Origin of the sequence: Arthrobacter sp. MA-N2, assembly GCF_000517125.1 — a bacterium.
In the GTDB taxonomy this organism is placed as follows: Bacteria; Actinomycetota; Actinomycetes; order Actinomycetales; family Micrococcaceae; genus Arthrobacter; species Arthrobacter methylotrophus.
The window spans coordinates 1527036-1543334 of the sequence record NZ_KI912155.1; the positions used below are offsets into that span (position 1 = coordinate 1527036).

General features: G+C 64.5%; 14 protein-coding genes and 1 riboswitch. Of the genes, 8 read left to right on the plus strand and 6 right to left on the minus strand.

Annotated elements, in window-relative coordinates; translation table 11 throughout:
- Positions 1–4: 4 nt before the first annotated feature.
- The 3 genes from upp to A3M3_RS0107760 all read left to right on the plus strand — a co-directional run bounded on the left by upp (position 5) and on the right by A3M3_RS0107760 (position 1866).
- Positions 5–640: a uracil phosphoribosyltransferase gene (gene upp / locus A3M3_RS0107750; protein WP_028265865.1), complete on the plus strand. Its 636-nt coding sequence runs from the start codon at positions 5–7 to the stop codon at positions 638–640.
- A 116-nt stretch (positions 641–756) separates the two neighbouring features.
- Entirely contained in the window at positions 757–1134 is a 378-nt protein-coding gene (locus tag A3M3_RS0107755; RefSeq protein WP_028265866.1) for a VOC family protein, read from the plus strand.
- A gap of 54 nt (positions 1135–1188) precedes the next feature.
- A complete protein-coding gene (locus tag A3M3_RS0107760; RefSeq protein WP_028265867.1) occupies positions 1189–1866 on the plus strand; it encodes an HAD-IA family hydrolase in 678 nt (225 codons plus the stop codon).
- Between the two features lie 7 nt (positions 1867–1873).
- On the opposite strand, the gene A3M3_RS24205 is transcribed toward A3M3_RS0107760, so the two are convergent.
- The 6 genes from A3M3_RS24205 to A3M3_RS0107790 form a co-directional block, all read right to left on the minus strand.
- Entirely contained in the window at positions 1874–3943 is a 2070-nt protein-coding gene (locus tag A3M3_RS24205; protein WP_081736729.1) for an ArnT family glycosyltransferase, read from the minus strand.
- Between the two features lie 6 nt (positions 3944–3949).
- Positions 3950–6007 (minus strand): ArnT family glycosyltransferase, encoded by a 2058-nt coding sequence (locus A3M3_RS24210; RefSeq protein WP_035741498.1) that lies wholly within the window; start codon positions 6005–6007, stop codon positions 3950–3952.
- Entirely contained in the window at positions 6004–7431 is a 1428-nt protein-coding gene (locus A3M3_RS24215; protein WP_081736730.1) for a bifunctional glycosyltransferase family 2/GtrA family protein, read from the minus strand. The genes A3M3_RS24210 and A3M3_RS24215 overlap by 4 nt, the downstream gene beginning before the upstream one ends.
- Positions 7432–7570: 139 nt before the next feature.
- Complete coding sequence (locus tag A3M3_RS27935; RefSeq protein WP_028265868.1) at positions 7571–8308, minus strand: hypothetical protein; 738 nt, start codon at positions 8306–8308, stop codon at positions 7571–7573.
- A 2-nt stretch (positions 8309–8310) separates the two neighbouring features.
- Positions 8311–8483: riboswitch (cyclic di-AMP (ydaO/yuaA leader) on the minus strand.
- Positions 8484–8645: 162 nt separating this feature from the next.
- Positions 8646–10121, minus strand: a complete 1476-nt coding sequence (locus tag A3M3_RS0107785) for a sensor histidine kinase (protein ID WP_028265869.1) — start codon at positions 10119–10121, stop codon at positions 8646–8648.
- Positions 10122–10134: 13 nt separating this feature from the next.
- The gene (locus tag A3M3_RS0107790; RefSeq protein ID WP_028265870.1) at positions 10135–10875 is read right to left on the minus strand and encodes a response regulator transcription factor; all 741 of its coding nucleotides are present in this window, start codon (positions 10873–10875) and stop codon (positions 10135–10137) included.
- Positions 10876–11266: 391 nt separating this feature from the next.
- Between A3M3_RS0107790 and A3M3_RS24220 the strand changes: the two genes are divergently transcribed.
- The 5 genes from A3M3_RS24220 to A3M3_RS0107815 all read left to right on the plus strand — a co-directional run bounded on the left by A3M3_RS24220 (position 11267) and on the right by A3M3_RS0107815 (position 16231).
- Complete coding sequence (locus A3M3_RS24220; protein WP_051423010.1) at positions 11267–12133, plus strand: hypothetical protein; 867 nt, start codon at positions 11267–11269, stop codon at positions 12131–12133.
- 246 nt (positions 12134–12379) lie between these two features.
- Positions 12380–13198 carry an alpha/beta fold hydrolase gene (locus tag A3M3_RS0107800; RefSeq protein WP_197023150.1) on the plus strand — a complete coding sequence of 273 codons (819 nt, stop codon included), beginning with the start codon at positions 12380–12382 and terminating at the stop codon, positions 13196–13198.
- Positions 13195–14187, plus strand: coding sequence for a sensor domain-containing protein (locus tag A3M3_RS24225; protein ID WP_051423012.1), 993 nt, complete (start codon positions 13195–13197; stop codon positions 14185–14187). The genes A3M3_RS0107800 and A3M3_RS24225 overlap by 4 nt, the downstream gene beginning before the upstream one ends.
- Before the next feature lie 549 nt (positions 14188–14736).
- Positions 14737–15606 (plus strand): winged helix-turn-helix domain-containing protein, encoded by an 870-nt coding sequence (locus A3M3_RS0107810; RefSeq protein WP_028265872.1) that lies wholly within the window; start codon positions 14737–14739, stop codon positions 15604–15606.
- Positions 15607–15700: 94 nt separating this feature from the next.
- On the plus strand, positions 15701–16231 hold the full coding sequence (locus tag A3M3_RS0107815) for a SixA phosphatase family protein (RefSeq protein ID WP_028265873.1): 531 nt from the start codon (positions 15701–15703) through the stop codon (positions 16229–16231).
- Positions 16232–16299 lie beyond the last annotated feature (68 nt).

Below are 16299 nucleotides of genomic sequence, written 5' to 3' on the forward strand. Positions count from 1 at the left end.
AGTCATGCGCACACTCGTCGTGGACCACCCGCTGGTCGCTCACAAGCTCACCGTTCTGCGGGACAAGAACACTCCTTCACCGGTCTTCCGGCAACTCACCGAAGAACTCGTCACCCTCCTGGCCTACGAGGCTACCCGCGAGGTCAGGACCGAGCCGGTTGAAATCGAAACTCCCGTCACCAAGGCGATCGGTACCGCCTTCACCAAGCCCACGCCCCTGGTGGTCCCCATCCTGCGCGCAGGCCTCGGCATGCTGGAGGGCATGACCAAGCTGGTTCCCACCGCCGAAGTGGGCTTCCTGGGCATGGCCCGCGACGAAGAAACCCTGGACATCATCACCTACGCCGAGCGCCTGCCCGAGGACCTCACCGGCCGCCAGATCTTCGTCCTGGACCCCATGCTTGCCACCGGCGGCACCCTTCGCGAGGCCATCAAGTTCCTCTTCAAACGCGGTGCCTCGGACGTGACGTGCATCTGCCTGCTCGCCGCCCCGGAGGGCCTGGCCAAGCTGGAAGAAGAGCTTTCCGAAGCCAACGTCAAGATCGTCCTCGCCTCGATCGACGAGAAACTCAACGAGAAGGCCTACATCGTGCCGGGCCTGGGCGACGCGGGAGACCGCCTGTACGGCGTGGCGGGCTAACCTCGTCAACGCGGGGTCACTTACGGCCCAATTCGAGCAGCAACATGGGCCGTAAGTGACCCCGCGTTGTGCACCGCCCCTACCGGTTTCCGGGCTCCGCGGATAGCCTTTGGCGCATGGACTGGAAACTTGAACTTGTGTTTGTCCCTGTGTCCGATGTGGACCGCGCCAAGGATTTCTACGTCAACAAGGTGGGCTTCAACGCCGATTACGACGAGCGGCCCATGGACGGCATCCGCTTTGTCCAATTGACGCCACCGGGCTCGGCCTGCTCCATCTGCATCGGGGAGGGCCTCAACGACGCACCTCCAGGCACTGCCCCGAGCCTGCAGATGGTGGTGGGGGACATCCATGAGGCCCACAGCCAGCTCAAGGCCAATGGCGTGGACGTCAGCGACATCGATGTCCAGGACTGGGGTCACTTCGTCTACTTCGCCGATCCGGACGGCAACAAATGGGCCGTCCAATACATCCCGCACCGGCCCAACGGTTAGGACTCACACTGTAAGAGTTGGGCAGCGGAGCCGCAGGGCAGGCAGGATGGATGCATGAACTTTTCTGCTGAAGCCGTGAAAACCCTGGCTGTCCGGGCAGTCCTCTTCGATATGGACGGCACCCTGGTGGATTCCACCGCGATCGTGGAGCAAGTATGGAGCGAATTCGCGGGCCGGTATGGCCTGGACATCGAAGAGATCCTGCGGACTTCGCACGGGATCCAGGCCAAGGACACGGTGCGTCGCTTCGCCCCAGAGGGCGCTGACCTCGATGCGCTCGCCGAGGAACTCGGGGAGATGGAACGGACCCGGACGGATGGGATAGTGGCGTTGCCGGGGGCCGCGGACTTGCTGGAGTCCCTGCCTTCCGACGCCGTCGCCCTGGTCACTTCGGCCGATCGCATCCTCGCTGGCGCGCGCATGCAGGCCGCAGGACTCCAGATGCCAGCGACCACTGTTACCGCTGAGGCAGTGACGCGCGGCAAGCCGGACCCCGAAGGCTACCTCATGGCAGCCGCGCTGTTGGGTGCCGAGCCTGCCGACGTCGTCGTTTTCGAGGATGCCCCGGCTGGGATCGCTGCCGCCCGGGCCGCCGGAATGACCACAGTGGTGGTGGGCGACGCCGGCGGCGAGGCAGCGGAAGGGCTGTGGCAGATTGCGGATTACTCCGCCGTTACTGCCGCAGCCCGTCTGGACGCTTCGGGCCGACGGGTCATCCAGCTCCGGTTCTAGCCGCCCCTTAGCCCGCCAGCGCGTACACCGTGGTCCCGCCAATGGTCTGTGCCTGGAAGTTCGCAGCCACCCATTGCGCGATCTGGGCCGGATCGGTCGATCCGCTGTTGGCTTGCATGGTCCCGCTGGCAATGAAGTAGTGGATCTTGCCCTGCGCCACGAGCTGTTCAAACTGCTGGAGCGTGGGGGCAGGGTCCGTGCCGTTGAAGCCGCCCACTGCCATGACCGGCAGCTCGGTGGTCAGCTGGTAACCGGCCGCATTGTTGGAGCCAACGACGGCGGCCGCCCAAGTGTAGTTCGCAGCGCCGGTTTTCAGCGCGGAAACCAATTCCGACGACGGCGTGCTGGCGCCGAGCAATCCGCCCATGCCGCCTTGCCGAGCGCCACCAAAGCCGCCTTGGGTGCCCGGCTGCTGGAGGGGTCGAGGCGGCGTGTTCTGGCCGAAACCATTCCCACCACCGAAACCATTCCCGCCACCGAAGCCGCCTGCACCGAAGCCACCGAATCCGGTGGCGGGACCGGCGCTGACGATTGCGCCACTGTGCGGTACGGATGCCGTTGAAATGGAGTACGCCAGAGGGCCGGCGAGCGAGGCCGCGAGGGCGAGCAGCGCCGTCGTGCGTTGGAGGAAAGGCGAGCCGAAGCGTCCCGCGAGCAGCCCGGCTGCGGCGGCGAAACCACCAAACAACACCAGCCACCGCAACCACGGCACGAAGGTCGGGGTGTTGCCCAGGAGGCCGAACGCCATCAATCCGGCAGCGGTCACGGCTGCGGCAAGCAGAACCGCAGCCACGAGCTGCGCGCGGTGCTGCCACAAAAGCGCCCCGCCCAAACCGGCGAGTCCCGCGATCCCCGGAGCCAGCGCTACCGCGTAGTAGGGGTGGATGATGCCCGCCATGAAGCTGAAAACCAGTCCGGTGACCAGCACCCACGAACCCCACACGATCACCGAGGCTCGGACGCCGTCAGTGCGCGGGGCGTGCCGACCCAGCCACAGCAGCCCTCCCGCGAGGAGCAGCACGGACGGCAGCAACCAGGCAATCTGGCCGCCGAACTCGCTGTTGAACATCCGGAGCAGCCCGGGAACTCCCCAGCCGTTGCCCCCGCCAACACTGCCGGTCTCGTCGCCGCTGAGCCTGCCCAAGCCGTTATAGCCGAGCGTCAGTTCCAGGATCGAGTTGTTCTGTGAACCGCCAATGTATGGCCGCATATTCGCGGGAATGAGTTCGACGACGGCGAGCCACCATCCTGCCGAGACCACCATGGCTGCTCCTGCGCCGAGCAGCCGAAGCAGGCGACGGCCTACTCCACCTTGGGCTGCAACCACGTACGCCACGGCAAAACCCGGAACCACCAGGAGCACCTGGAGTTGTTTGGTGAGGAAGCCAAAGCCCAGGAACACCCCGGCCAACAGGATCCAGCGGAGCTTGTTCTCCTGGATGGACCGGAGCGTGGCGTAGCCGGCGGCCGTCATGAGCAGCACCAGCAGGGCGTCGGGATTGTTGAAACGGAACATGAGGGTTGCCACCGGGGTGATGGCCATGACGACGGCGGCCAGCAGCCCCGCCCGGTGCGCGAGCCGCGGATCGCCCAGAGCAGGGGCCGCCGCGCGCCGGACCGCCACGTACAGCAGCCATACGGTGGCGACACCCATGAGTGCCTCGGGAACCAGGATGCTCCAGGAGCTTAGCCCGAAAATCCGCACTGAGAGGCCCATGATCCACAGCGACGCCGGCGGCTTGTCCACGGTGATGGAGTTGGCGGCGTCGGACGATCCGAAGAACCAGGCTGCCCAATTCTGCGAACCGGCCTGGGCTGCCGCGGAATAGAACGGGTTGGCCCAGCCGGAGGCGCCAAGGTTCCAGAGGTACAGGACCGCCGTCGCGAGGAGCACGATAGCGAGCTCCAGACGGTGTCGCAGGGCATGCGGGCCCCGCTTCCGGCGTCCGCCCTTTGTTCCGAGGCTGCCAGGTTCCCGGGGAGCGGGCCCTTCCGGGAGCGCCGGCTCAAGCAATCGCGACGGCTGAGCGGGCTGTCCTGGCTTGGAACCGGTGTCTGTGGAAGAGGAAGTGGTCATCGGAATCTACTTTGTCAGCTTGTAGACGGTGGAGTTGCCCACTGTCTGGGCTTGGAAGTTGGCTTGCACCCAAGCGGCTACCTCGGAATTTCCGCCTTGCCGGCCGAATCCACCGCCCATGCCGCCACCGGCGATGTAGTAGCCGATTTGTCCCTTGGTCACCATGTCTTGAAATTGTGCCAGTGTCGGGTAGGGATCGCCGCCATTCCAGCCACCGAGCGCAATCACGTTGGTGTTCGTGGCGAGCTCAAGGCTGGCTGCCTGTGTGGCGCCGGAGACGATCGCGGACCACTTCGTGGTGGTGGACGTCAGCAGCGCGGTCAACCCGGCGTCGGCCGTTCCCTCGGAACCGGGGCCGCCTGCGGCCTGCCCCGCGGATTGGCCCGCAGTGCCGCCGCCAAAGCCCCTGGCGCGGTTTCCGAAGCCGCCCGTGGCGGAACCGGAGGGACCCGACGTCGGGATGGAACCGGAGTGCGCGGTCGCCTCCGTCGCGAGCGTCCACGCCGCAGTACCGAGTCCGCCGGCCAGAAGCGAAACGACGACGACGGCCGCGGCAGCCGCGTTCCGGAACCGGCCGGCCGTGTTCTGAGCGACAGAGTTCTGACCGACAAAGCGCAGCGAGTCGACGCGAAGCAGGATTGCCGCGGCCGCCACCACGCCTAGGACGACTATCGCGACGCGCAACCATGGAAGCCATGAGGCGTCACGGCCCAAGAGAACCGCGGACCACGCTGAACTACCGAGGATCACCACGGACAAGACAATCCTGGCCGGCCAATACCCGCGGCCACGCCACAGCTCAACGCTGCCAATGCCCACCAAGGCGGCGATGGCCGGTGCGAGCGCCACCGCGTAGTACGGGTGGACGATGCCGCTCATGAAGCTGAGGATTCCCGCGGTCACCACGAACCAGCCACCCCACAGGAGGAGCGCGGCCCGGGTACGCGATGCACGCGCTTCCCGGCGGGTGAACCACAGGCCGGCGGCCAGCAGGATCAGCGCGGCAGGCAGGAGCCAGGAGACCTCGGCGCCGAAGCTCGTGCCAAACATGCGGGTGATCCCGGCAGTTCCGCCGAAGCCGGCGTTGCCGCCACCACCGCCACCAAAGGCGCCCACAGGTGCTCCAGCGCCACCGCCGCCAGGGCCGCCTTCACCCGAGCCGGTGATGCGGGACAGCCCGTTGTAGCCGAAAGTGAGCTCAAGGAAGCTGTTGGTTTGCGATCCCGCCATGTAAGGCCGTGCCGAAGCCGGAGTGAGCTGGAAGAGGGCGACGTAGCTGCCGGCTACCACTGCAATACCGGCCAAAGCGCCGAGCAGGTGCAGCAGCCTGCGCCGCAACGGGGTGGGGGCGGCCCAGAGATAAGCGAGCCCCAGCCCAGGAACAATCAGAAATCCCTGCAGCATCTTGCTCAGGAACGCCAGGCCCACCACTGCGCCTGCCGCGGCGAGCCACTTCCAGCCCGCGCGTTCGATGGCACGGGTGGTGAAGTACGCTGCGAGCACCAAGCACAGGGTCAGCATGGCGTCGGGATTGTTGAACCGGAACATGAGCGCCGCCACCGGAGTCAGCGCCAAGGCGCCGCCGGCCAGCAAACCCGCGCCCGGCCCGGATACGCGCTTGACCGTCAAATAGAGGAGCCCGACGGCGGCCACTCCCATGAGCGCCTCGGGAACCAGCATGCTCAGGGGCGAGAAGCCGAAAATCCGGCCCGCCAGCGCAGGGATCCACAGGGCGGCCGGCGGCTTGTCCACGGTGATGGCATTCCCGGCGTCGAGCGAACCGAACAGCAAAGCCGTCCAGCTCTTGGTGCCGGCCTGGATGGCGGCGGCGTAGAAGGAGTTTCCGTAGCCCGTGGCCGCGAGATTCCAGAGATAGAGGAACGCGGTAGCTATGAGGAGCCCCGCGGCGGACGGCCGTACCCAACGAGGTTGCCCGCCAAAAGCGTATCGGGTCCAGCGCGGAGTGCCGCCGGGAGCTGATGGTCCTATCGAATGGCGGCCGTGTGCCTCGTCGGCAGGAATCTCGGCGGCTCCCGTGCTTGCGGGAGTAATCGTGGAGGTCATGATGCTGCCGTTTCTGTGTGCGCGGTGGCTTGTGCGGTGGCTTGTGCGGTGGGTGCCGGCTGCTCCGGCGCTGTTGGCTGCTCTGGCGCTGTTGGCCGGGCTGGCTGCCGGAAGACCCAGAGCCGGAACAGGAGGAAGCGCACTGCGGTGGCGGCGAGGTTCGCTGCGACTACTGTGAGGAGCTCGCCCCAACGGTCCGGCGTCGTCGTACTGTGCACTAACGCGAGCGCTCCTGAAGTGAGCGCAAGGCCGATGCCGAAGACGATCAATCCCTCGAAATGGTGCCGTGCGGGGTTGCCGCCCTGGATGCCGAAAGTGAAGCGCCGGTTAGCGCCCGTGTTGGCAATGGCCGTGACGAGCAAGGCAAGGAAGTTGGCGAGCTGCGGATCCATAAAGCCACGGCACAACAGGAAGATCAGTACATAGGCGAGGGTCGATACAGCACCAATGGCGGCGAAACGCACCAATTGCCCGAAGAGGCTGCTGCGCGGATTCTGCTCCGCCGTACGCGACGACGCCGGGAGTGGCCCACGCGCAAGGGCCGCACGCAGTTCCGGGACGGGAATACGTCCGGAGAGCAGGTCCCGGGTGAGCCGGACCATGCCGCGTATGTCGGCCAAAGCGGTGCGCACCACGTCCACGCTGGAGTGGGGATCGTCGATCCAGTCGACGGGAACCTCATGGACACGGAGACCGCACCGTTCGGCAAGGACCAGGAGCTCAGTGTCGAAGAACCACGAGTTGTCCATGGTGTGGGGGAGGATCTGTTGTGCCACATCGGCCCGGATCGCTTTGAAGCCGCATTGGGCATCGCTGAAGCGGGCTCCCATGAACGAGTGCAGCATCAGGTTGTAGCTGCGCGAGATGAATTCGCGCTTAGGCCCGCGGACAACCCGGGAGTTACGCGTCAGCCTGGTGCCGATGGCAAGGTCTGAATGGCCGGAGATCAGCGGCGCCAAGAGGGGCGCCAGTGCGGCGAGATCCGTGGACAGATCCACGTCCATGTAGGCCAGGACCGGCGACGGCGAGGCGAGCCACACCTTGCGCAAGGCGTTGCCGCGTCCCTTCTCCTCAAGATGGACCACCGCTAGTTCCGGAAGTTCCCTGGCCACGCGCTCGGCGATTTTCAAGGTGCTGTCCGTGCTGGCGTTGTCCGCCACGGTGATGCGGAAGCCGTGCGGGAAGGACTCGCGCAAGTGGTCGTGGAGCCTGCGCAGGCACTCTTCGAGGTCGCGCTCCTCATTGAAGACCGGGATGGTGACATCGAGGACGGGGATGGTGGTGTGGGTGTCCACGGGGGCGCGTCGCACAGCACCTTGTTGGAGGGGGAAACGGTGAGCAGGGGTGCTTGGTTGGTGGGGAAGGCGCGGCGGCACCACCGCGGGGTCCTTCAAGGTTCCTGTGGTGGATTCGATGAGCGTCATGTATCCAGAGTGCCGTGGCCGAATATGAAGGCTTTAGGCGGAACCTGTGACGTGGCTGTGGATATGTGCCTGGTCAAAGGCGCAGAGGTCCGCCCCTTGGCGGGACGGACCTCGCGCGCATCGGTGCCTGATTGCCGGTCTAGTACCAGTTGTGGGCCAAGTGGAAGGCCCAAGCCGCAGACGGTGATCCGTAACGTTCCTTGATGTAGTTCAGGCCCCAACGGATCTGCGTCTGGTAGTTGCTCTGCCAGTCGGCGCCTTCGGAAGCCATCTTTTCGCCCGGAAGCGACTGCACAATGCCGTACGCGCCGCTCGAGGCGTTGGTGGCGGTGGTCCGCCAATCGGATTCCTTGTTCCACAGGGTGGTCAAGGCGGACATTTCGCCCGGGCCCCAACCGTAGGAAGAGAGCACGCTCGCGGCGTAGGCCTGGGCACCGGCGGGGTCATCGACGGCCACAGGAGCGGCCGGAGCAGCTGGTGCGGCCGGTGCTGGAGCGGCGGGCGCTGGCGCGGCGGGTGCGGGTGCTTGGGGTGCTCCGGTGCTCGGAGCCGCAGAAGGCGACTGCGTCGGGGCGGCGCTCGGCTTGGAGCTAGCGCTCGCCGACGGCGTGGCTGCCGCCGACGCGGTGGCTGAGGGCTGTACCGTGCGTGATTCGGAAGCCCGGCTCATGTCCTGGGCATTGAGGGCTTGACCGGCGGCTTGGGTGGCCGCACCTGCGCCAATGAACACGGCAACAACGCCAGCCACAACGGCCATCCGCTGGCCGGTGCCGAGGTTTGCCGCGACTCGCCGCAAAGTGGTCCGTGACTTGTTTTTTCCGGCAGGTTCGCCGCGGTGGCGCGCAACAGGGCGCGACTGATTCTTGGAACCAGACATGATGATTGCCTCTCAACGCCTGCGGAGTTAGCTGTCGGATTCGGATGAGGTCATCCGGCCGTGGCCACTGGGAATCGTGGCGGTACGGCTTCACCCCTAGGGCCGGCTCAACATGAGCGCTTGCCCGGAGACCTGGGTCCCCCGTCTCTGCCTGGACTGATGGCACCGGGGAGGGGCAGAGCTCGGCGCCAACCCGGCGGTGGCAGGAACGATCCCGCGCACCCATCGACGGTACAGGAGGATTCCGCTTAAGTCACATTTGGGTAACGGAGATCACGACGCCGGTGAGTCGACTTGCGCTCGCGGACGCCCGTCGTCGAACGCTTCTGTATTCTCTTCAGGCCAGGGCGGTCCTGACCGCTGGAAGACGCACGGCAAATTCCGTCCGGCCTGGCCGGGAGGTCACTTCAACGGTACCCCCGTGGGCCTGGACGATGGATTCCACAATCGACAAGCCGAGCCCTGACGTGCCCTCGGAGCCGGAGCGGGCCGCATCGGCACGGGCAAAGCGCGAGAAGATCCTGCCCTGGAATTCGCGCGGGATGCCTGGTCCGTTATCGGTCACGGTAACCACGGCACTCCCATCGGCCGAGCGCATGACCCCTGTGACAACGGTGGTTCCGGCCTCCGTGTGTTTGCGGGCGTTGGAGAGCAGATTGGCCAGGACTTGGTGGAGTTGCGTGGTATCGCCGCGGACGGTGAGGGGCTCGTCCGGTAACTTGAGCTGCCAGACGTGCTCGGGAGCCATGACCTTCTCATCGCTGACGGTCTCCACCACCAACTGCGTGAGGTCCACATCGGTGAACACCGGGGCCTTGCCTTCATCAAGCCGGGCCAGCAGAAGGAGGTCCTCCACGAGGGTGGTCATGCGTTCGGACTGGCTTTGCACCCGGGCCAGCGACTTGCGGCCGTCTTCGGTGAACGTTTCGGTCATGCGCAAGAGTTCGGTGTAGCCGCGGATGGCGGTCAGCGGAGTGCGCAGCTCGTGCGAGGCGTCGGCCACGAACTGGCGCACCTTGGTTTCGCTTTGCTGCCGGGCCTCGAGCGCATTGGAGACGTTGTCCAACATGAGGTTCAAAGCGTGGCCGACGCTGCCCACCTCGGTTCCCGGGTGAGCCGCCGACGCCGGAACGCGCACCGCGAGCGCCACCTCGCCGGCGTCGAGCGGAAGCTTAGACACTTTCGTGGCGACGTCGGAAAGCTGCTCCAGAGGACGCATGGTGCGGCGGATCAGAACAGTTCCCGCGAGCCCGATCAACACCAAGCCGCCCAAGGACACGAACACCATGGTCCACACGAGCGAAGCCTCGGTGTCCTCCTTCGAAGCGAGCGGCAGTCCCGTGATGATCACGTCGCCGTACGGGGTAGTGGTTGCCACCAGCCGGTAGCCACCATTGGAAAGGGTACGGTCCACCGGGCGCCCATCATGGGGGAGCGCCAACAGGACTGCGGCGTCGTTGAGTGACAAGTCCGTGCGGGTGGCATCGGAGGACAAGAACCCGGCGCTGCTCACTTGCCCGCCGACAATGCGTGCGTTCAGCGTGCCGATGCTTTGGCCGCGGGCATCCAAAGGATCCGGCCGCCCATTCGGATCACCAGCGGGCGGCCGGCCATGTGAGGCCTGCACGAGTTGCTGGTCAAGCTGCTTGGTGAGGAACAGGTCCATGGAGGCGTAACTGACCACGCCCACGGCTCCACAAATGGCGACGAGGAGCGCCATCGAGACCAGGATCAGGCGCGTGCGCAAATGCCAGGTTGAAGGGTTGAACCACTGATGATCGGATTGGCGGGGGATACCCGAGAGTGCGGACATACGGCGCTCCGGGCTATTCGGCCGGCTTGATGACGTAACCGGCCCCGCGCACTGTGTGGATCATGGGCGGGTGGTTGGCCTCGATCTTCTTGCGCAGATAAGAGATGTAGAGCTCAACGATGTTGGCTTGGCCGCCAAAGTCGTAGTCCCAGACGCGGTCCAGGATCTGGGCTTTGCTGACCACTCGCTTGGGATTCTCCATGAGGTAGCGCAAGAGCTCGAACTGGGTTGCCGTGAGCGGGATGTCTTCGCCTCCTCGGGTGACCTCGCGGGTATCTACATTGAGGGTCAGGTCGCCCACTACCAGCTCGGCCGTGTCCATCGCGGCCACGCCCGAGCGCTGGACCAGCCGGTGCAGGCGCAACAGGACTTCCTCCATGCTGAACGGCTTGGTGACATAATCGTCCCCGCCGGCGGCTAGTCCAAGGATGCGGTCCTGGACGTCGTCCTTCGCGGTAAGGAAGAGCGCGGGAACCTCAGGCGCAAAGGCGCGGATCCTGCCCAACAGTTCAACGCCGTCGAACCCGGGAAGCATCACATCGAGCACCAGGACATCCGGCCGGAAGTCCTTGGCGAGCTTGACCGCAGCAGGACCGTCGCCCGCCACGGCTACCGACCAGCCTGCCATGCGCAGGCCCATGCTCATGAGTTCGGCGAGGCTGGGTTCGTCATCCACCACCAGGGCGCGGATGGGGGAACCGTCCGGGTGGCTGAGCTGCGGGAGGTTGTTGGTCATGGAGTGCGAGGATGCCATGAGACAACTCTCCAATCTGCCGTTTTGCCAGTGCTGAGCCGATGCTGTGAGCACCCTGTGAGTCCCAGCCTAGCGAGCTGTCCAGAGGCACGGTACGTCCAACGCGCTGTGATGGCGTTCTTACGGGGCCATACGGAGCGGGCCGGGCTGGATTGCAGCTGGGCCTGCGGCGGATTCTGCTGGATCATTCCTCAGCCCAGACGGGCGATCCGCATGATTGCGGGCCCCGACGCTCGCTCGCCGCTAATGATCCAGCAGAATCCGACGCAACGTTGCTGCAGGTCACAGGCAAGCCTGCCGTTCGACACAGCCAACGCACAGCAAAACGGCCGACGCTGTTGGGGACAGCAACAAGCACCACCAAACAATCTCGACTTCGATGGAGAACACCATGGATCAGCAAAACAACCCCTCCGTACCTGGCTCCGATCCGGAGAATGGGCACCCGCAGCCGGTGATTCGCCCCCTTGATGATTCTGGGCAGCCTGCCGCGGGGTGGGGTGCGCCGCAGCCGCCGGTGAACCAGCAGCCTTCCGCGGGGTGGGGTGCGCCGCAGCGGCCGGTGAACCAGCAGCCTGCCGTGGGGTGGGGTGCGCCGCAGCGGCCGGTGAACCAGCAGCCTGCCGTGGGGTGGGGTGCGCCGCAGCAACACAACCCCGGGCAACCCCGGCCTTCGTTCTTCAAGAGTTGGAGCCTGAAGAAGGGGCTCGTCGTTGGCGGCGTCGCGGTGGTGGTCGCTGCGGCGGCAGGAGCAGGTGCATATGCTGCAGGAAACGGGACCGCGGCAGCTGATACCACCAACGCGCAGGGGCCGGGCGCCGGGCAGAACGGCCAGGGCGGCCAGAGCGGATTCGGTGGCCCAGGTGGGACGAACGCAGGTCCGGGCGGCCTCGGGGTGGGCATGGGCGGCCTGAACGCTGCAGTCCACTCGGAATATGTGGTCCTCCAGAACGGCAGCTACGTCACCATGGCGGGCCAGCTGGGTACGGTCACTGATATTTCGGCAAGCTCCATGACAGTCAAGAGCGGAGATGGATTCACCCGCAGCTATGCTCTGGGAACGGACGTCGTGGTGGCGGAAGGCATGCGGCAACGCGGAGGCGGAAGCACTGGCACGACTCTGACCCTTGCCGATGTGAAGTCCGGATCCAACGTGAGGGTTACTGCGCTCAAGGAATCCGACAAGTACACGGCCCAGTCCATTCAGATCGTGACTGCCACCGCATCAAGTTCCCAAGGATCGGGCACCACCAACTAACCCTCACTGAGCGTAGTTGACAGCGTTACGGCGGCCGGCCAGGAGAGATGGTGCGCTGAGGTCGGAGGCCGGATACGATGTGACTTGCATTGTCCACAGGCCTTCATAGTCTGTCCTTGCTTCGGGCAACATGCCGCAGTGGGATGACAGGAGGCTGGACGTGGGCTCATGGATGATCCCGGTGCGGATAGTGCGGATAGTGCGGAAGCGGGTCAGCCCGGTAGCACAGAAAAAGGGGGGGGTCCCATGACCGTGTCGATGGTTGAGCGGCACAACGTCACGGTCTTGGGGGCCTTGGACGGCCAGGTCCTGATGTTCGCCCACGGTTTTGGCACGGACCAGAAGATGTGGGACAGGATCCTCCCTTTCCTGACGGCGCAATATCGCTTGGTTCTCTTCGACCACATGGGTTCGGGAGGGTCCGATCAGGCATTTTATGAATCGTCCCGTTATTCCAGCCTTAACGCCTACGTTTCCGACCTCCTGGAGATCTGCGCCGAGCTGGACCTCACTGGCGTGACGCTGATCGGCCACAGCGTCGGCGCCATGATGGCCATTGCGGCGGCCACCGCCGACCATCAGTCGCGTATCGCCCGGCTCGTTCTGGTGACGGCTTCGCCCAGCTATATGAATCACCCGGATGACGGCTACTTCGGCGGTTATTCCAGCCACGAGCTGGACGAGCTCTTTGAATCGTTGGACGCCAACTATCTTGTCTGGGCCGAGGCCATGGCCCCTGTGTTCATGAATGTCCCCTCCTCACCCCACTTGGGGCGGGAATTGCAGGGCAGCTTCCGTCGGATCAACCCCAAGGTTGCGCGCGACTTTGCCCGCGTCGCTTTCCTCTCCGACGTGCGGCATTTGTTGTCCAACGTCGAATTGCCCGTGCTGATCCTCCAAGGCACCGATGACGTCGTCACTCCCGAACACGTCGGTACCTACCTTCAGGAACGCATGCCCACGAGTGTCCTTGTCAGGCTTGCCGCGACCGGCCATTTCCCGCAGACAAGTGCCCCGGAAGAAACAGCCAACGCCCTACTTGACTACCTCGGCGCTTCGGCATGACCGATCGGACTGTGGACTATCGGCAGATATTCGAGGCAGCCCCAGCCGGTTACCTGCTTACCCAGCCCGACGGGACTATCGTCGATGCAAATCGGACGATGTATGGGTGGACCGGACGCGGGCAGGAGGAGTTGCTCGGGATGAACCTGCTCGCGCTCTTGCCCGCCGGGGACAGGATCATGTTCCTGACCCATGCCATGCCGGCCATCGAATCCCAGGGCTCGGTAAAAGAGCTCGCCGTTGAGATTCTCGCCGCCACCGGGGAAAGGCTGCCGGTACTGCTTGCGGTGTCCCGAATGCGGGAATCCCCGGATGCCCCGGAAACGGTGGGCCCCGAACTAAACGTCGTCGTCGTTTTTGGCGTTCACGAAAGGCGACTCTATGAGCGGGAACTGGCCGCTACGTTGCGTAGGCTTGAAGAATCGGAGTCCGAACGGGCCAAGCTCCTTGAAGAGGCCAGGCACCAGGCCATGCACGATGCCCTGACCCGGTTGCCGAACCGGATGTTGTTGGCTTCGCGCCTTGACGAAGCTTTGGAGCGGGCCGGAATGCACGGCCTGTACGTTGGAGTGCTGTTCTGCGACATCAACCGCTTCAAGGACATCAATGACACCTATGGCCACGCCGCAGGGGACCAAGTCCTCGGCCATGTCGCCGGACGCCTCGCCGGGGCGGTCCGCGGCGTCGATACCGTCGCGCGCTACAGCGGTGACGAATTCGTCATCCTTCTTCCGGCCCTGGAACCGCCCGAGGAAATCGCCGTGGTCGCTTCCCGCATCTTGAACAGCTTCAATCCGGAGTGCCTGGTGGGGGAGTCCAAGCTGCGTGTCGAGGTCGCGGTAGGCCAATCGGTGACAGCCGAGATGAGACCGATGCTCCCCGACGCACGGGAAGAATTGGCGCGGCAGCTCCTCATGGAGGCCGATGCCGACATGTACCGGTCCAAGCCAAGGCCTGGGTCGAAGCTGGAAACCACCGACGCGGCGTGAGGCTGGGGGCGTTTGTAAAGGCCCTAGCAGACGATTTACCAGGGAATTTTCATGAGACACCGTTCCAGGATTGGACAAGGGTTGTTTCATATCGCGAGATTCAAGGGCAAGCGCGTGACGTAACTTAATATTCAAAAAATGCCATTCTGGTAAAATTATCTTCGAATATTGCCGTCAAGACGTCCACTGTGACGAACGAGGATGGCTCACATTTAGCAATATGTGAATTGTGATGTGCGGCACAATAGTGCGATTCGTCTCAAAATGTGGACCATTTGGTCCATTGTTACTTGCATGTTCCCTTTGTTACGTTGCACACTTCAAATGTGAACAAGAACTCAACAGCATCTGCAGCCGCAGCGATCGAAGCCAGCGCACCCGCTGGTTCTTCGATGGGCTGTTGTCGAATGCATGCCTAACTTTCAACCCCAAAAAGTTTCAGGCATTCGCCCACTGCCCAGCGTCGGGCGCCCCTCCCCATCTCATTGCGGGGACTAGATCAGCATTCGAAGCCGCGATGACGGCTATTCACCCTGAGGTAAGCAATCCATGTCAGTTGCATCCGGATACGTCCACATCTCTGTCCGTAACGCCAATAAGGCCGCGTCGAACGCCGGTCTTCGTCCCGGCTTCGGCAACCGCCCGGCCTACGCGCAGCCCGCACCGCAGGGCGGTAACCAGGCACCCGGCTACGTGCCCCAGGGCTACAACCCCAACTCCTACGGCCAGCTCCGGGCCGTTCCTGCCAACGAGGCCGCGCCGATGACTGCGCCCACGCCTGTTCTGGCCCCCGCGGACCGCTCCATCCGCCCTGTTGCCAATGACAACGTGGCCCGTGGCTTCGTGCTCTACATGGGGATCGACGAGGACACTGCGGCGGCTGCCGGAACGTCCATCGCCAAGCTCGCCCAGGAAATCCGCGCTTACGCGCAGTCCCTCGTCTCCGGCGCCGAGAGTTATGCCGCCGTCGCGGTGGCCCCGGCCAGTGCGCCCGGTTCCGCGCTCGACGTCGTCCGCTCGACTTTCGGTGACCCTACCGTTGGCAATCGCCAGCGCCCTGAGGCGCTCCGCCCGCAGCCTGCCCAGGAAGCCCGCCCGTCCGGCGTCTTGATTGACCTCGCCCGCCGTGAAGTGCACCTCGATGGCGAATCCCTGAACCTCACGTTCAAGGAATTCGAGCTGCTCAACTACCTCGTTGAAAACGGCACCCGCACCGTCGGCCGCGATGAACTCCTCGAGGGCTTGTGGCGCAATGCCGAAGAGGTTCCCAACGAGCGCACCATCGACGTGCACATCCGGCGTCTCCGCTCCAAGCTCGGCCGCCTCGCGAATACTGTCCGCACCGTCCGCGGTCAGGGATACCGTTTCTACGAGCACCCCGAGGTCATCGTCTGGGCCGCTCCGGAATACTCGATCTAAGCTCTTGGCCCACCCAACTAGCTCGCAGTTGTCGTCGTTATGAGGCCCCAAAACGACAAGTAATGTGAGCTAGTTGGGATAGTAGGGTGGGGGGATGAGCGAGCATCACATCAAGCGTCTGGTGATCATGCGGCATGCGAAATCGGACTGGCCTCTCGGGGTGCCTGACCATGAGCGGCCCCTCGCCGAGCGTGGCCATCGGGAAGCGCCGCTAGCCGGAAAATGGCTCCTTAAGCACCATGTGATTCCGGACTTCATCCTCTGCTCGTCTGCCCTCCGGACCCGTCAGACCTGCACGTGGGTGTGCAGCGAACTGGGGGACAAGGCGCCGACGCCGAAACTCGAGGACGGTCTGTATGCCGCCTCCGCGTTGCGCATGTTGGCGGTCATCAACCACGTGCCGGAAACCGTCACGACCTTGATGATTTTCTCCCACATGCCCGGAGTGCAGGACCTCGCCATGCACCTGGCTTCCCGCGACTCGGACCATGACGCCTACATGGATGCCGCTACCCGTTACCCCACCAGTGCCATGACCGTGATGGAGCTGGAGAAGCCGTGGGCCGAACTCGATGGGCAGGATGCTCGCCTGACCCACTTCGCCGTTCCGCGTCCAAAGAAGTAACCTCGGGGCGCGAACTGGCAGCTGCTGCCCCTTTCAAGGCCGCCAGGGGGCATCTGCTGCCAGTTCGC

What these genes read in the sequence shown, in the direction of transcription:
- upp (WP_028265865.1), top strand. Translation starts at nt 5, where the DNA reads ATGCGCACACTCGTCGTGGACCACCCGCTGGTCGCTCACAAGCTCACC.
- A3M3_RS0107755 (WP_028265866.1), top strand. Translation starts at nt 757, where the DNA reads ATGGACTGGAAACTTGAACTTGTGTTTGTCCCTGTGTCCGATGTGGAC.
- A3M3_RS0107760 (WP_028265867.1), top strand. Translation starts at nt 1,189, where the DNA reads ATGAACTTTTCTGCTGAAGCCGTGAAAACCCTGGCTGTCCGGGCAGTC.
- A3M3_RS24205 (WP_081736729.1), bottom strand. Translation starts at nt 3,943, where the DNA reads ATGACCACTTCCTCTTCCACAGACACCGGTTCCAAGCCAGGACAGCCC.
- A3M3_RS24210 (WP_035741498.1), bottom strand. Translation starts at nt 6,007, where the DNA reads ATGACCTCCACGATTACTCCCGCAAGCACGGGAGCCGCCGAGATTCCT.
- A3M3_RS24215 (WP_081736730.1), bottom strand. Translation starts at nt 7,431, where the DNA reads ATGACGCTCATCGAATCCACCACAGGAACCTTGAAGGACCCCGCGGTG.
- A3M3_RS27935 (WP_028265868.1), bottom strand. Translation starts at nt 8,308, where the DNA reads ATGTCTGGTTCCAAGAATCAGTCGCGCCCTGTTGCGCGCCACCGCGGC.
- A3M3_RS0107785 (WP_028265869.1), bottom strand. Translation starts at nt 10,121, where the DNA reads ATGTCCGCACTCTCGGGTATCCCCCGCCAATCCGATCATCAGTGGTTC.
- A3M3_RS0107790 (WP_028265870.1), bottom strand. Translation starts at nt 10,875, where the DNA reads ATGGCATCCTCGCACTCCATGACCAACAACCTCCCGCAGCTCAGCCAC.
- A3M3_RS24220 (WP_051423010.1), top strand. Translation starts at nt 11,267, where the DNA reads ATGGATCAGCAAAACAACCCCTCCGTACCTGGCTCCGATCCGGAGAAT.
- A3M3_RS0107800 (WP_197023150.1), top strand. Translation starts at nt 12,380, where the DNA reads ATGACCGTGTCGATGGTTGAGCGGCACAACGTCACGGTCTTGGGGGCC.
- A3M3_RS24225 (WP_051423012.1), top strand. Translation starts at nt 13,195, where the DNA reads ATGACCGATCGGACTGTGGACTATCGGCAGATATTCGAGGCAGCCCCA.
- A3M3_RS0107810 (WP_028265872.1), top strand. Translation starts at nt 14,737, where the DNA reads ATGTCAGTTGCATCCGGATACGTCCACATCTCTGTCCGTAACGCCAAT.
- A3M3_RS0107815 (WP_028265873.1), top strand. Translation starts at nt 15,701, where the DNA reads ATGAGCGAGCATCACATCAAGCGTCTGGTGATCATGCGGCATGCGAAA.